The sequence below is a fragment of the Porphyromonas catoniae ATCC 51270 genome (assembly GCF_000565015.1).
Taxonomy (GTDB): Bacteria; Bacteroidota; Bacteroidia; order Bacteroidales; family Porphyromonadaceae; genus Porphyromonas; species Porphyromonas catoniae.
Window position 1 is genome coordinate 130,869 of the sequence record NZ_JDFF01000011.1, and the last position, 15,947, is coordinate 146,815.

Annotated in this window: 11 protein-coding genes; 7 read left to right on the forward strand and 4 right to left on the reverse strand. The window is 51.6% G+C overall.

What is annotated here, in order from left to right; genetic code table 11:
• Positions 1–613: 613 nt before the first annotated feature.
• The 7 genes from HMPREF0636_RS03150 to HMPREF0636_RS03180 all read left to right on the forward strand — a co-directional run bounded on the left by HMPREF0636_RS03150 (position 614) and on the right by HMPREF0636_RS03180 (position 11,697).
• Positions 614–1,813, forward strand: coding sequence for a tetratricopeptide repeat protein (locus HMPREF0636_RS03150; RefSeq protein WP_044168429.1), 1,200 nt, complete (start codon positions 614–616; stop codon positions 1,811–1,813).
• A complete protein-coding gene (gene pepT / locus HMPREF0636_RS03155) occupies positions 1,810–3,063 on the forward strand; it encodes a peptidase T (protein WP_044168430.1) in 1,254 nt (417 codons plus the stop codon). Before HMPREF0636_RS03150 ends, pepT begins: the two co-directional genes overlap by 4 nt.
• Entirely contained in the window at positions 3,063–4,247 is a 1,185-nt protein-coding gene (gene dxr, locus HMPREF0636_RS03160) for a 1-deoxy-D-xylulose-5-phosphate reductoisomerase (protein ID WP_044168431.1), read from the forward strand. The genes pepT and dxr overlap by 1 nt, the downstream gene beginning before the upstream one ends.
• Positions 4,248–4,264: 17 nt before the next feature.
• Positions 4,265–5,584: an RIP metalloprotease RseP gene (gene rseP, locus HMPREF0636_RS03165; RefSeq protein WP_044168432.1), complete on the forward strand. Its 1,320-nt coding sequence runs from the start codon at positions 4,265–4,267 to the stop codon at positions 5,582–5,584.
• A gap of 21 nt (positions 5,585–5,605) precedes the next feature.
• On the forward strand, positions 5,606–6,520 hold the full coding sequence (locus HMPREF0636_RS03170; protein WP_044168433.1) for a ribonuclease Z: 915 nt from the start codon (positions 5,606–5,608) through the stop codon (positions 6,518–6,520).
• 338 nt (positions 6,521–6,858) lie between these two features.
• Entirely contained in the window at positions 6,859–9,873 is a 3,015-nt protein-coding gene (locus HMPREF0636_RS03175; RefSeq protein ID WP_044168434.1) for a tetratricopeptide repeat protein, read from the forward strand.
• A 3-nt stretch (positions 9,874–9,876) separates the two neighbouring features.
• Positions 9,877–11,697: a hypothetical protein gene (locus HMPREF0636_RS03180; RefSeq protein ID WP_044168436.1), complete on the forward strand. Its 1,821-nt coding sequence runs from the start codon at positions 9,877–9,879 to the stop codon at positions 11,695–11,697.
• 227 nt (positions 11,698–11,924) lie between these two features.
• On the opposite strand, the gene HMPREF0636_RS03185 is transcribed toward HMPREF0636_RS03180, so the two are convergent.
• The 4 genes from HMPREF0636_RS03185 to pncB all read right to left on the reverse strand — a co-directional run bounded on the left by HMPREF0636_RS03185 (position 11,925) and on the right by pncB (position 15,805).
• Positions 11,925–12,821, reverse strand: a complete 897-nt coding sequence (locus HMPREF0636_RS03185; RefSeq protein WP_044168437.1) for a carbon-nitrogen hydrolase — start codon at positions 12,819–12,821, stop codon at positions 11,925–11,927.
• A gap of 72 nt (positions 12,822–12,893) precedes the next feature.
• The gene (locus tag HMPREF0636_RS03190) at positions 12,894–13,961 is read right to left on the reverse strand and encodes an agmatine deiminase family protein (RefSeq protein ID WP_044168438.1); all 1,068 of its coding nucleotides are present in this window, start codon (positions 13,959–13,961) and stop codon (positions 12,894–12,896) included.
• A gap of 22 nt (positions 13,962–13,983) precedes the next feature.
• Entirely contained in the window at positions 13,984–14,637 is a 654-nt protein-coding gene (gene nadD / locus HMPREF0636_RS03195; RefSeq protein WP_248616864.1) for a nicotinate (nicotinamide) nucleotide adenylyltransferase, read from the reverse strand.
• Positions 14,615–15,805 (reverse strand): nicotinate phosphoribosyltransferase, encoded by a 1,191-nt coding sequence (gene pncB / locus HMPREF0636_RS03200; RefSeq protein ID WP_282705266.1) that lies wholly within the window; start codon positions 15,803–15,805, stop codon positions 14,615–14,617. The genes nadD and pncB overlap by 23 nt, the downstream gene beginning before the upstream one ends.
• Positions 15,806–15,947: the final 142 nt, after the last annotated feature.

A 15,947-nucleotide genomic window follows, 5' to 3' on the forward strand; every position in this document is an offset into this window, starting at 1 on the left:
TTACCCTAGCCTTTGATACTGAGTCATCTCACAAAGCACTTGGCATAAAACTAGGCATCCGTAAAGAAGCCCCTCACAGAAGAGCCTTATGCTCCTCAATGGGGGGCTTCCCTTTTTCTAAAAACATGTATTCGGAATAAGCTCTCTCTGAAAAAAACTGATGAACCCATACCGAACTCACATTGAGCGAAATACACGGGTTACAAAAATGAGGTGCGACGAGTTACCATAAGTCGCTAAAAAGAGTTGTGGTAACTCGCTCAAACGAGTTACGGTAAGTCGTCGAAGAGAGTTACGGTAACTCGTTTCGACGACTTATAGCAACTCGTTTTTCACCCCTCACAAACCCTGTATTTATGGGCATTCGCAAGGGATGACCATCTACAAAAGAGAGAGAAGAGCTAAAAGAGAAATAAGCGACCACTTCCTATAAATGGAACTCTCGGCTCTGAGGATTTATGGGAAAAGGGGATAGAAATAAGGAATAAGGGAAGCCCCTACCCAGTAGCTTATAACTCTTTGGTAAGGGCTTCCCTTTGTTCTACATCCCTACTAGTGAAGGAACATTATAGTATCTTTGTCTTTGCAACATTTTTGACAAAGACGATCAATTATGAGAAAATATATTGCCTATATCGCTACGCTCTGCCTCCTCATCTCCTACAATGGGGTAGCACAGCGTAACAATGTACGTGCCGCTGATCGCCTACTACAGAGCGACAATCCCAATTATTCCGAAATCCGTAGACTCCTCAAAGAGGCCACCAACCACGAAGAGACCAAGAGTGATCCATACACCTATTACATGGTTGGGCTAGTAGACCACAATCTCTACCGCAGCGAGTTTCGCAAACTCGTTACCCCAGGCCTGTCTGGTGACACCGCTCGGATGTTTCGCTCCGTAGTAGCCGAGATCGACGGATGGGTCGTAGCCGATAGCCTAGAGCGACGCACAGACAAAGATGGTCGGATCAACATTAAATACCTCAGGAAGATACAAGACTACCTTAAAGAGGATGGAGAGCGCATGTACAGCGCAGGACTCTTTTGGCTTGACCGTAAGGATTACAAAGAGGCCGTACGCTCATTCACAGCAGCCTTAACAGCCCAGCGTATCTGCCAACCCGTTGGGATCAATAAGCTCCCAGCAGATTCTACAACGGCAAACCTCGCTTACTATGCACTGATCTCTGCCTACACAGGCAAGCTCTACCCCGAGGTCATCAACCTAAGCAATAGCTATCTAGATCGTACAGCAAACCAAAATGAGGCCTATCAGTTGATTGCCCGTAGCTACCTAGCCCTAGGCGATACAACGGGGGCAGTACCTATCCTAGAGCGTGGAGCAAAGCTATTCCCAGAGACAACATTCTTCTTCGGCACGATGATCTCTATCTATCAAGCCCAAGGAAAGTACGACCAAGCTGTTGCCCTCATTGACAAGGCTCTAGAGGTCGCCCCAACGAACCCAAACCTTCTTGTGTTACGTGGAAATGTCTATTTCCTAGCTAAGGACTGGATGCATGCTACTGAGATCTACAAGAAGGTGCTCCAGCATGATCCCAACAACTATGATGCACTCTTCAACCTAGGTCAGGTCTACTACAACAATGCAGTCTCTCTCCTAGCCAACCCTCTTGCCACAAAACTTGACGAACATAAGGCAAAGGAATACTTCCGCCAGTCCCTTCCTCACCTAGAGGCAGCCTACAAACTATCACCTGACCAAGTGAGAGAACTTCTTGGCAACGTATATTATCGTCTTGGGCTGGAGAAGCGATACGAAGAACTTCACAACGAAGCAAAGAAATGAACCCATCATCCGTAGCATCCATAGCCCAAGAGGTGCGCTCTGCGCTCCTGGAGCGATTCCTTCGCTACGTAGGGATTGATACACAGAGCGACCCCAAAAGTTCAACTTATCCCTCCACGCAGAAGCAATTCAACCTGCTTCAGCTCCTACACGATGAACTCCTAGCCCTTGGCGTTCCGCTTGTCAAGCTAGATCCTCGGGGCTACGTACTGGCACAAATCCCTGCAACGGTAGGCTACGAGGACCGTCCTGCTCTGGGGTTAATTGCCCATGTCGATACAAGTCCAGATTTCTCTGGAGCCAATGTTTCCCCTCAAATAATTGAGGATTACGCTGGACAAACGATTGCTCTCGGTGAGCACGCAGAGCTAACAACACGCGAGTTCCCAGAGCTGAAGGAGCTACTCGGGCATACACTCATCACCACGGATGGTACGACGCTCCTTGGTGCAGACGACAAGGCTGGAGTAGCCGAAATCATGGAGGCGGTACGCTACATCATGGCACACCCCGACCTACCACATGGCAAGATATGCATAGGCTTTACCCCCGATGAAGAGATTGGGGCAGGCGTAGACTACTTCGATGTAAAGGCCTTCGGCGCAGACTTTGCTTTCACCGTAGATGGAGGGAGAGAGGGAGAACTAGAGTATGAGAACTTCAATGCAGCCACCGCTAGAGTACAAGCTACGGGACGTAGCATTCACCCTGGGTATGCTAAGGGAAAGCTCGTCAATGCAATTGAAGTCATCTATCTTCTACATGCTTCGCTTCCTCATCTTGCACGTCCTGAGTTCACAGAAGGCTACGAGGGCTTCTACCACCTTACACACTTCCACGGAGATGTAGAGCATGCAGAGGCTGAATACATCATTAGAGACCACAAGAGGGAGCTCTTTGAGGCGAAGAAAGCACATCTAGAACATATCGCCACCGAGATCAATACAGCCTATCAGCGTGAGGTCATCAGTGTAGAGATTACAGACAGCTACTACAATATGTATGACAAGGTCGCTGAGCATACCGATATGATTGATCGGGCGAAGGCAGCGATGGAGCGTGCAGGAGTAGTCCCCCGCATCACTCCGATACGAGGAGGGACAGATGGAGCAAGGCTATCCTATATGGGACTACCCTGCCCTAATCTCTTCACAGGTGGGGCGAACTTCCACGGGAAATACGAATATGCTTCTCTCGACACGATGTGTCGTGCTGTAGAGACACTCATCTACCTAGTTACTGAAGCTTAGTGAAGACTCAGAAAAGGCGCATCGCTGTGCTAGGCTCTACGGGGTCAATTGGCACACAAGCACTAGACATCCTTCGAGGCAACCAGGCAGATCTTGAGGCTACGGTACTTGTTGCCCGAAGTAGCACAGAGCTACTCATCAAGCAAGCCCTAGAGTTTCATCCTAAGGCGGTCGTCATTGCAGACGAAACGCACTATAGAGTCGTACATGAGGCTCTTCGTCCTCTAGGGATAGAGGTCTATGCCGGTGCTGACGCCATTGAGGAGGTCGTCCAAAGGGAGGATGTAGACCTTGTGCTGACTGCTATGGTAGGCTACGCAGGTCTACGCCCTACCCTATCTGCTATACGAGCAGGTAAGACCATTGCCCTTGCAAATAAAGAGACGCTCGTTGTAGCAGGCGAGATGATTATCCGAGAGGCTAAGGCTCATGGAGTACAAATCATCCCCGTGGACTCAGAGCACTCTGCCATCTATCAGTGCCTCGTTGGAGAAGAACAAGGGAAAGAGAAAAAGCCTCTCCTCGAAAAGATTCTCCTCACAGCCTCTGGTGGTCCCTTTCGAGGATTTACACCTTCCCAGCTAGAAAGCGTTACACCTCAGCAAGCCCTTCGGCACCCAAACTGGGTAATGGGAGCCAAGGTCACTATTGACTCTGCCTCTCTGATGAATAAGGGACTAGAGATGATCGAGGCTCGCTGGCTATTTGATACGCCTCCCGAGGATATCGAAGTCGTGGTGCATCCACAGAGCATCATCCACTCGATGGTGCAGTTTTGTGATGGATCAGTTAAGGCTCAGCTGGGACAGCCCGATATGCGTCTACCGATTAGCTATGCCCTAGGCCTTACGAAGCGTATTGCCAATAGCTATCCCCGCCTAGACTTCACGCAACATAGCTTCACCTTTGAGCGACCTGACCTAGAAGCGTTCCCCAACCTCAGTCTCGCCTATCGTGCCATAGCCTGCGGAGGAACTGCACCCTGCGTCCTAAACGCTGCCAACGAAGTAGCCGTAGCAAGTTTCCTAGAGGGTAAATTAGGCTTCCGCCGTATGAGCAAGCTCATCGAGCATACTCTAGATACAGTTGTGCTTTCCACGACCTATGACCTCTCCGTGCTAGCAGCTACAGACCACGAGGCACGCTGTCGGGCGACAGAGTGGCTCAAGAAACAATCGAAATAATCTCCTACCTCAATAAAATGGATATAACAATTCGGATCCTTCAGTTGCTATTTTCTCTCTCTATCCTTGTCTTCATTCATGAGCTCGGACACTATTCTATGGCTCGGTTCTTTAAGGCAAGAGTAGAGAAGTTCTACCTCTTCTTCAATCCATGGTTCTCACTCCTGAAGTGGACATCCAAGCGTAGTGGTACCACCTACGGATTGGGCTGGCTCCCCCTAGGGGGATACTGCAAAATCGCAGGGATGATTGATGAGTCTATGGATACGGATGCGATGAAGAGTGAGCCGAAGCCTGACGAATTTCGTAGCAAGAGTGCCTTCGCTCGCCTGATGATTATGGCGGGGGGAGTGCTGTTTAATATTATCCTTGCTTTCCTGATCTATACGGGGATTACCCTTACATGGGGGAGTAAAGTCCTCCCCAGCGACCAAGTGACCTCTGGGATGCGTTTCTCCAGCACAGCTAAATCCGTTGGGTTCCAAGATGGTGACGTTGTCCTTCGGGTAGATGATCGAGTGGCACCTAACGTGCTAGACACACGATTTTTCTCTTCACTCATCAAGGCTCAGACGATCACCGTGCGCCGAGGTACAGAGGAGCGAGAAATCAAGATCCCAAGAGACATGATGAACCGACTGCTGAAGGCAGAGGAAGGCTTTGGATCGCTCTCCATCCCCTTCGTCGTGGACTCAGTCTTTGCCAATGGATCGGCTAACGGTGTCCTTCGTAGAGGAGATCACGTACTAGGCGTAGATAGCGTGACACATGCCGATGTCGCAGGGATACTAGATGCTCTGCAGAGCAAGAGAGGGAAAGAGGTGACCCTCCTCGTCTCTCGTGAGGGGAACACCTTCGAGCAGACTATCCAGCTAGATACAGCTGGGCGCATGGGCGTCATGCTACAGGATGTAGAGGATATCTATCCTATCCAACATGTAAGCTATAACATCCTCTCCGCCGTCCCTGCAGGTATCGATCGCGCTGTACAGACGACCTCTAGCTATGTTGGCGGTCTGAAGTATATGTTTACTAAAGAAGGAGCAAAGCAAATGGGAGGACTTGGCACGATGGGTAAGCTATTCCCTTCGAGCTTTGATTGGCAGAGTTTTTGGTCAATCACAGCTTTCCTCTCCATCATCCTAGCGGTCATGAATATCCTACCTATCCCAGCTCTTGATGGGGGGCATATACTCTTCATTATCGTAGAGATGATTCGCCGAAAGCCCCTCAGCGATAAAGCGATGACAACGATCCAGACCATAGGGCTTATCCTGCTGGTACTGCTGATGCTCTATGCTAACGGCAACGATATTTATCGGGCCTTCTTCAAGTAATAGATTGTCCTCCCCGAGGTCATGAGTGATTTTCAGGTACACATCTTAGGTTGCGGATCAGCTCTACCAACAGCTGTGCATTATCCTACTTCGCAGGTCGTTGAGCTGAGGGATAAGCTCTTTATGATTGACTGTGGAGAGGGTGCTCAGCGTCAGTTTCGACTGCAACACCTAGACTTCGGTCGGCTGGTAGCGATTTTCATCTCGCACCTGCATGGAGATCACTGCTTTGGCCTCCCTGGACTACTCTCCTCTCTAGGGCTACTCGGGCGTCGTAGAGCTATGCCTATCTACGGTCCTAGAGGGCTGGATACATTCCTGCTCCCTTTCATTGAGCAAAATAGGCAATATCTAGGATACGAAATCGAAATCCACATCCTAGATGATAGCATCCCTCAGCTAGCTTACGAAGACCGATCAGTAAGTGTCACAACACTTCCTCTAAAGCATGGTGTACCCTGTGTGGGCTACCTCATCAGAGAGAAGGTAACGGAGCGTCACATCGATCGTGCTTCATGCGATTTCTACGAAGTCCCTCGCACCTTCTATCCCTTCCTGCGTGAGGGAAGAGACTTTGTAACAAGCGAAGGCGAGGTTATCCCTAACGATCGTCTGACACGCCTTGGGCGATCCGCCCGTAGCTATGCCTACTGCTCAGATACAGCCTATGCCCCACATCTCATTCCCCTAGTTCAGTCAGTAGATCTTCTTTATCACGAAGCGACATTCCTCAATACGCTGAGAGCTCGTGCAAAAGAAACCAACCACAGTACAGCCGAAGAGGCTGCATTGATTGCATGCAAGGCGAACGTAGGGCAACTACTCATCGGGCATTACTCAGCTCGTTATAATGACTCTCGCCCACTCCTTCGAGAGGCACAAGCGATCTTCCCCAAGACACTTGCGGCTGATGAGGGAATGGTAGTTACACTCTAGTATACGCTCACTCAATGTAATATACAGCTGTTCTCCAAGGAGATCTCCAGATCGCTCTTTTCTTCTCTTCGGAATCTCTAGAGATCCCTATCTAAATCGCTAGAATATTTGCTACAAAACTCTAGAGATTTTGAGAGCAAGGAAACAACGTTGATGTCAGCTCCTCTTTTATGCGGTTGTTTTAGCTTCCTTCTCCCCAAAAGGAACGACCTCATGGAGCACATATAGCCCTAGGGCTTTACGTTAGCATATATGGAGTAGAGTGATAACCTCTGTACGCCTACGCATACAACGCTCCTCACTCTACAGAGCTAGGATAATATAAATAGCTTACTCGTATGACAACCAAGAAGATTAAACGACTTATCCTCCTCGTAGGATGTGCCAGCCTCTCGCTGCAGAGCCTATCTGCTCAAGTGACCGACCCTGGGACGAGACGTCAGGCTCTGACAGTGCTGCAACTAGATTTTGCATCCAAAAACTACATTGGATATCAGCACGACCTACCTCAACTATACGAGCTCCCTTTGCTCACAGAGCATGTCGCCTACCGGAAGGCTCTAGCCCGTTTGATTACAGAGGAGGGGAATTCGGAAGAAATACTCTCTCGCTTCCTCAAAGACCATCCACTCTCCCTTGACCGTCCCTCGGCACAACTACTCCTTGGGCTGGTCTATCTAGAGCAGGGGCTTCTACCTCTTGCAGAGGAGGAGCTTCGCAAGGTCCAGGAAGACCTCCTTCCTCCTCACGAGGCTGCACAACACAGCCTAGCCCTAGGCTATATTCTCCTGCGCACGGATAAGGATAGCTCTCGGCTGGATGAGGCGCAGCTTCTCCTAGAGCGAGCAGCAGAAGATCCATCACCCGTAGGTGAGCAAGCCCTGCTCTACCTAGGTTCTCTTGCGTGGGCTAAGGGCAAGACAGGAGAGGCAAAAAAGATCTTCACGGCAAGGAGCTATTCTGCTGAGTTCGCCTCAGAGGCAGCCTATCAAGCGACCCTGCTTTCTTTTTCTACCGACCCACTGGAGACTGCCCTACAAAGAGCGACAGAGCTACAACGTACTTATCCCGAGGTAGCGGATCGTCCAACACTGAGAAGCCTCATTGGACAGGCGTATTTTATCCAAGGGAAATACACCGAGGCCGTACGACTGCTTCAGCCTCTACAATCCATAGGTGATTATAAGCCTCTAGCCGAAGAGTGCTACGCTCTAGGAGCCTCTCTCTACATGCTCGGACGACACGAGGAAGCCCTCCGTCCACTCAGTATCTCGGGGGAGAGTACAAAGGAACTAGGAGCACAGAGCCTCTTCCTCCTGGGGAATGCCCGACTTAAACTACAACGGACGAGCGAAGCAGCTCTTGCCTTCAGTCTAGCAGGGAAGCATCCTGCTGCAACAGAGCGTATCCGAGAGTATGCTCTGTACAATGGTATCCTGCTCCAAGACGAGACCCAACGATCAAACTTCGGACAAACGATCCAAATGGCAGAGCAATTTGTCATGAGCTTCCCACGCTCCAGCCATCGGGCAGAGATCCTTCAGCTGATGAAGTCCATCTTCCTCTCCAACAAAGACTACGCACAGTCTCTTGCTACTCTTGAGCGTCTCTCCGTGAAGACGAATGAGCTACGAGAAGCCAAGCAATACGTCCTGCTCCGACTCGGCGAGCATGCACTGTCGGGCAAGGAACATAAGACTGCGCAAGACTACCTCTTACGTGCCATCCGTGAAGAGGCTTCCCCCCTCTTCACCGCCCAATCCTATCTCCTACGAGGTGTTTCTTACCTCGAGCAAGGCTCTTACTCTCAGGCTGAGGCCGATGCGACAAAGAGTATCTCCGCTCATAGCGACCTAGCTCTGGCCTACTACGTGCAGGGATATGCACGCTACAACGAGAAGCGCTACGAGACGGCCTACCGTGCCTTCGATAGCTACCTCGCCAAAGCCCCTCGTGAGGAAATGGCACGCCGTGTGGATGCTCTCCTTAGGATGGGAGACTGTCAGCTTGTAGGGAAAAAGACAGCTGAAGCGATTACCCTATATCGCCGTGCGGACGAACTTGCCCCTAAGGGTAGTGACGAAGCTCTTTACCGCATAGCAGAGATCTATGGTCGCTGGGGACAGTATGCCAAGCAGACCCAGACCCTAGAGCAATTGGTCAGCCAGCACCCCAATTCGACCCACCTCCCAGAGGCTCTATATAACAAGGGACGTGCTCTGATACTAGCCAAAGCCCCGATGAAGGAAGCAGAGGCTCCTCTAAAGCAACTCATTGACAAGTATCCAGAGACGCACTATGCTCGCCTAGCCTCTCTCGAGCGCGCCATGCTTGCATACAATAACGGCAAGAACGAAGAAGCAATAGCTGCTTACAAAGCACTCATCGCCCGCTATCCCGATAGCGATGAAGCACGCTCTGCTCTCTCCGACCTACGCAATATCTACATCAGCCTCGACCGAGTAGATGAGTACGCTACTTATGCATCCTCACTTGGTGCCCGCCTCACGCCCTCCGAGGAAGAGCGCGCCCACCTGCAGTATCTCTCCCTAGAGAGCCGATACAAGAAGGATAAGCTCTCCGTAACCTCTGATCTAGAGAACTTCCTTCGTGCTTATCCGAGTAGCAGGGAGACAGGTAAGGCACAGCTCCTGCTAGCTGATATTTACAGCCACACCGACCGTCCACATGAGGCAATTGCTCTCTATACGGCACTCTCAGCACCCTCGCGCTCTCTAGATCTTCGTATCCCCGCTCTAGAGGCTCTGACGAAACTCTACGGACAGTCTGGTGAACAGCAGAAGAGTCTAGATAGCTGGCGTAAGCTCTATGCAATAGAGGGGCTGGAAACTCCACAGCACGCTCAATATGGGCTTAGCTTCGTACGGGTAGCTTATGACCAAAAGGACTATAAGCAAGCAAAGAGTGTCACCAGCGAACTGCTCCAGCGCCATGACCTTGCTTCCTCTACGAGGGAGGAGCTCCAGCTCTTCCTCGCTAAGAGCGAAGAGGCCTTAGGGGCAATAAACCCTGCACTCAAGGCCTACGAACCTCTACTAAAGAATACCGACAGCCCTGCAGGGGCTGAGGGCTGTGTCCGTCATGCTGGACTCTTACTACAGACAGGCAAGGTGAAGGACGCAAAGAAAGAGCTAGATAGCTTTATCGCAAAGGGTACAGCCCAGCAGTACTGGCTGGCACGTGCCTTCCTACTCCTCTCTGATTGCTACCACAGACAGGGCGAGACCTATGTTGCCAAGCAGTACGTAGAGAGCCTACAGGCAAACTATAAGGGGACAGAGGAAGACATCCAACAGATGATCTCTGAGCGCCTAAACACTTATTCCAAGTAAGCAATGAACAAGTCAATAGTCCTCCACTTCACTCTCCTCCTTTCGCTCCTCGCTACGGGTGAGACCCTTTCAGCACAGAATGCTCAGCCACGTAGAGCTGATACGCTTCGCCGTGAACTGACTGTCATGACTGAGGAGACCGTCGTCTTGGGAATACGCCAACCCCAAGACCTAGCTTATTCTGTCCCTTCACCACGGCTTACACCTACTCGATACAACTACCTAGATACCCCCATTCCCTACGCCCTACGCCCAGCTATCTCTCCATTAGGAGCTCTTGGCACGATGAAGGGTGGGATAAAAGATGATGTGCATCGTGGCTACCTAACTGTAGCTGGTGGTATCGGGATGAACCTACGTGCGGGTGCAGGCTATCGTATTGTCTCAACCAAGGAAGACCTTTTCGATGCCTACGGACGATTCTTATGGGGAAATAATGCGAACCTAAACGACCTCCTTTATAGTCCTAAGGCAAAGGAACACACTTGGAGTCTCGGCACATACTATCGCCATCAGTTCGAGGATCCTACTCTTGAGCTACGTGCAGGATGGCAACAGCACGGACATAACTACTATGGACTAGGACACGATCTGTTAGTTGGGAATCCTGGAGGAGCAGGCCTACGTGATCTAATGAAGCTATCCACAGGACGCTTCGACCTGGATGCTCGCCTCTCTCTCCCTGAGGATCTCACTGAGGATTGGCTCTATGATGGACGTTTTCACCTTACCTATGCAGGCACTCGCTACAGCCATGGCGCATGGAGTACCCCATACAAGCCCACTGAATGGCTACCAAGTCTATCACTTAATCTATCCAATCGTCTCAGTGGGACATCTCGGTGGGGAGTGATGGGGGATCTCTCTTTATCCATCCTGAACTTTCCTCTGCCTCCCACAGGACTTACTCAAGAGACAGCCGTCTCATCCAATCGGATGATCCTCTCTGCTGCTCCCTACCTCCTATCAGATGACGTTAGTGGTGACTTTTCTTGGAGGCTCCTCGGCGGACTACGACTATTAAGCGGAGGTGATCGAAACGCCTCACACTTATATCTCTTCCCCAAGGTCGATGCATCGCTCACATATAGCCGATACTTACAGCTCCGCCTGGAGACAGATGCCGAGCTTCACCGCCTTGGACTAGGGGATATGCAGGAAGTCATGCCCTACCTCGACGCCTACACATTCCCCGATCGACTTGAGCGTACCTACTGGGGTAAGCTTTCGCTAAGTACAACGATTGCTGATCGCTTCAATGCGACAGCCTTTGCTCGCTACTCAGGCCATCGAAACGCAGCACAGTTCCGTCCTTTTCTCTCCCCATCACACTACTTCCCTAGCCCATCAGGCTATAGCGACGAATATAGTTCTCTCTCCTTCACTCCCTACTATGCAGGCTACCGAGAGCTTAGCTTTGGTCTTGATCTTGCCTTCAACCACCGCGGGCTCTTCCAAGCCTCACTTGGTGGAGAGTTCATGAAGTACCTTGACCCAACTGACCTCCTCTCTGGGAAGCCCGAGTATCGGGTGAAAGCACTCGCTGAGCTAAACTTCATTCCTCGCACATCTCTACATATCGGCTATGATATCACGGGGGCGGTAAGCTACTATAATCTCTCGAACCCACCCTATCTAGGGAAGGGAACTCAGATGAAACTCTCTGCTGCCCATCTACTACACGCTGACCTCGTCTATCAGCTGACGAAGTCACTCAGCCTAACAGCTGAGGCTCGAGCCTTACTCCTCGGTCTAGAGACCCAGTGGTTTGGTTACCACCAGCAGCCTCCTGTAGCACTCATCGGCTTACAGTATCGCTTCTAGATCGAAAGCCTTATACCTAAAATAACCTCCCCGATGTCCTAAAGGTGACATCGGGGAGGTTATTTTTCTCTATCACATTACCTAGTTCCAGAGCCTCTATAAATAATCACTCAACGTCTCATCACTTACTAGGACCAGATAATATAAATAGTACGTTAAAGAAGACCATCAGGAAGACTCCCTATCATAATAACTCTAGGGGGAATTGCAAATCTTAAATCCCCGAGCTAGCGTCGATAACGCTTGGTGAGGTCGGAGAAAGCATCTATGCGACGATCACGCAGGAAGGGCCACCAGCGACGCACACGTTCGCTACGTGCTAGGTCGATCTCGATGACACGAGTCGTCTCACTCTGGTCGAGCTCTGCGAGTAGCTCACCCTGAGGCCCAGCTACGAAGCTTCGTCCCCAGAAGGTGATACCACGAGTCTGTCCCGAGGGATCAACCTCGTGTCCCACACGATTCACCGTCACCACGGGGAGACCATTAGCTACGGCATGCCCACGCTGTACGAGCTGCCAGGCATCACTCTGTCGTGTCTGCTCGCCCGACTCATCACTGCTCTCCCATCCGATGGCAGTGGGATAGATAAGGAGATCAGCACCCGAGAGAGCCATGAGGCGTGCAGCCTCGGGGTACCACTGGTCCCAACACACGAGCACCCCGAGACGTCCTACCGAGGTCTCAATTGGCTCGAAGCCTAGATCTCCAGGTGTGAAGTAGAACTTCTCGTAGTAGGCCGGGTCATCGGGGATATGCATCTTGCGGTACATACCAGCTATCGAGCCATCACGCTCCATAACGACAGCCGTATTGTGGTAGAGTCCAGCAGCCCTACGCTCAAAGAGCGATAGGACGAGTACAATACCCAGCTCTCGTGCTAGCTCACCAAACTCCCTCGTGCTCTCCCCAGGAATGCTCTCGGCCTCGTCAAAGGTATCGACATCCTCTGTCTGGCAGAAGTAGAGGCCATTGTGTAGCTCCTGAAGGACGACAAGCTCTGCACCCTCACTAGCTACCCGACGGATAGCCTCCTTGAGACGGCGCTTGTTATCGCTATGATCGGCGGTATTGGCCTGCTGTATGATGCCGACCTTTAGTATTCTCTTTTCTCTTTGGCTCATTGCTGTTGTATTACTTCCTTAGCTCTTCACTACTGTCCTATCCATGCTGTGTAGCCAGCATAGGTGGCACGACTACTCACGCCACTTGCTCTTGTTCATAAAGCCACGGGGGAACTGCATCGTGGCACAGTGCAGACTACCATGCTGCTTGATCAGGGGACGGCAATATACGGGCACGATCACATGATCAGGTAGGGCTTGGCGTAGCGTCTCTAGGGCCAGCTCGTCCGTCTCTACATTATATGTAGGTACGAGCAGAGCTCCGTTGACGAAGAGGAAATTGGCATACGTAGCGGGTAGTCGCTCTCCCTCCTCATCATAGATAGCAGGAGGCAGGGGGAGCTCAATGAGCTCGTAGGGCTTGTCATCTATCGTACGGAGCTGCTCCAGCTCTCCCTTCATCCGCTGTAGAGCGTGGTAATGTAGGTCATTCCCATCGGTGCAACCTACGTAGGCAATCTGTGTGGGAGAGAGGAAGCGTGCGAGGGTATCAATATGCCCATCGGTATCATCACCCTCCAGCGCACCATGCTCTAGGGCGATCAGTCGGTCCCCCCCCAGTACGTCCCGGAGATAGGCCTGTAGCGAATCCTCTTGCAGGCCTGCATTTCTATTGGGCTCGAAGAGGACGCTCGTAGTCGTCAGGAGTGTTCCCGCCCCATCAGACTCGATCCCTCCCCCCTCGAAGGTTAGGCTAAGGGCATTCGTATACCCCATCTCAGCTACGAACGAGCGAGAGAGGAAGAGGGCACGTGAGACAAGATTATCCTTGTTGGCAGGGTACTTCATTCCCCAGCCGTTGAAGGTAAAGTCCACGATCATCGGACGCTCCTTCCCCGCATCATCTCGCACCATGAGCGAGAGGGGGGCATAGTCCCGACACCACGTATCGTTATTATCCATCTCCATGACGAAGAGCTCATGCTTCAGAGGCTTCGTCATGAGGAGTGTACGTACATGCTCGGGGTCACGGGCTAGGACGAGTAGGTCCTCCCACTCTAGGATTGCATGTGCTAGCTCTATGTAGCAAGCCTCTACCTCTGGGAGCATATACGCCCAGTCCATCGTAGCATTGGGCCAAGTGATGAGGACGAGGTCCTGCTCTGCCCATTCGGGGATGAGGGTCACGTGATGTGCCATTTCCTTTTGTCTCTTCTTTAATCTAGTTCGTATCAAGCTCTCGTAGCTGTGCCACTAACTCTTCCCAGAGCTCAGGGCAAGCCGTCTCTTCTCTGAGGTCTACCCCCTCTAGTGCAGCACGGCGAATATCCGTAGCTGCAAGCTGTATCCCGGGGGCATCCCTACATATATATATGTCTCCACTCAGCCCTCTGAGGAGTTCCTCATCTATGGGGTAGTCAGGGCGAGGGTAGACATAGAGGCGCACCTCACGGAGTAGTCGCTCATAGGCATACCACTTCGTGATCAGCCCTAGGTTATCACCTCCCACCAGGAGATAGAAGGAGGTGGTAGGATGGAGCATCTTCAGCGCACGTATCGTCCTGATGGTATAGTGCGGCTCTGGGAGTAGCTCCTCTATAGGACAAAGGCTCAGCCTATCATCTCCTGCTATCGACTGCTGGAGGTAGTGCGCTCGCCAAGCAAAGGGGAGAGGACGAAGTCCCTCCTTCAGTGGGTTCAGGGGACTAAGCACAAACCACAGTTCATCACACAGCGCCCTCTCCACCATGTAGCGTGCTAGCTGTAGGTGGGCACGATGGAGGGGGTTGAATGAACCGAAGTACAGACAGACATGACGTCCTGCCTGCTCGCCCCTAGAGGTAGTCCCCAGGCTAGGCATCCACAGTGAGGCCAAGGGTCTCTTGTGCCAGACGTATCTCTGCGGGTTCGCCCGTATGCTTGCCATCCACATCGCTCAGCTTGATGCAGGGGTGCCAACGCTCCTTCTCGGTCATCTTGCACTTCCACAGCTTCATCACGATATTCAGCGGACGGACGTCGTTGCCCACATCGTTGGAGAGGTTCGTACCGATACCAAAGGTAGCACCGATACGCCCCTTGCAGTAGTCTGCTATCTCGATGGCACGCTCGGGGTCAAGACCATCTGAGAAGATGATGTACTTGATGGTAGGGTCTACCCGCAATTCCTTGTAGCGAGCGATGGCCTTGTCGGTGAAGAGCAGTGGGTCTCCGCTATCATGTCGGAGGCTCGTGAAGAGCATAGCGTGCTTCTTACTGAAGTTACACATGAAGACATCCGTCGTATAGGTATCGGTGAGTACCGTACCGAGGTCACCATCATAGACATTGATCCAGTCCTCCATCGCCATATAGTTGGCCATCTTGTAGCCAAACATTGCCCCGTGGAACTGAATCCACTCATGAGGGTGTGTACCCGACACACGGAGCTGATGCTTGAAGGCGAAGTACACGTTGCTCGTCCCGTAGAAGTTCGTCCCCGAGTGTTCCTTGAGGAGCTGCGTCATCCTGTCCTCTACATCGGCACTGAAGCGGCGACGCATCCCAAACATCGAGAAGACAATCCCCGCCTCAGTCATCTTACGAGCCTTGCGGATGATGGCCTCCTCGGCATACTGCATATCGGGTTGTATACCCTTGACCTTATAGTACAGTTCACTGACCAGTGCCAGCAGGGGTGTTTCCCAGAGGGTCACTCGATAGAGGAGTCCTTCGGCCACAATCGAGAGATGTCCCTCCTCGTCCTGCGTGATGGTCACCTCCTCGGGGTCGTAGCGGAAGCCCTTCACGAAGTCTATATAGGTGGGGGGCAAGTAGGGCAACTCCCGAGAGAGGAACAGAGCCTCGTCTCGTGTCAAGGCTAGCTCGGACATCTTCCTTACCTCTTCTCGGAGAGCCTCAGCGAAGCCCTTCGGATAAACGGTCTTAGCTCTATCGATGAAGCGGAACTGTCCGTAGGCACGAGGATACAGCTTGGAGTATGCGTAGCTCGTCGTGAACTTATATAAGTCGGTGTCTAGGATACTTCTAATTATAGTCATAATGTAGTATTTATGGGAGGTTGAGTACTCCAGTAATAACACGCAAAGATAGCTATTTCACACTTCTTCCTCTTGCAGAAGGTGTTCTGATACATGTCAAGGCTCGACCACCCCACGATTACAGGATGTCTTGGAATTTGTACTA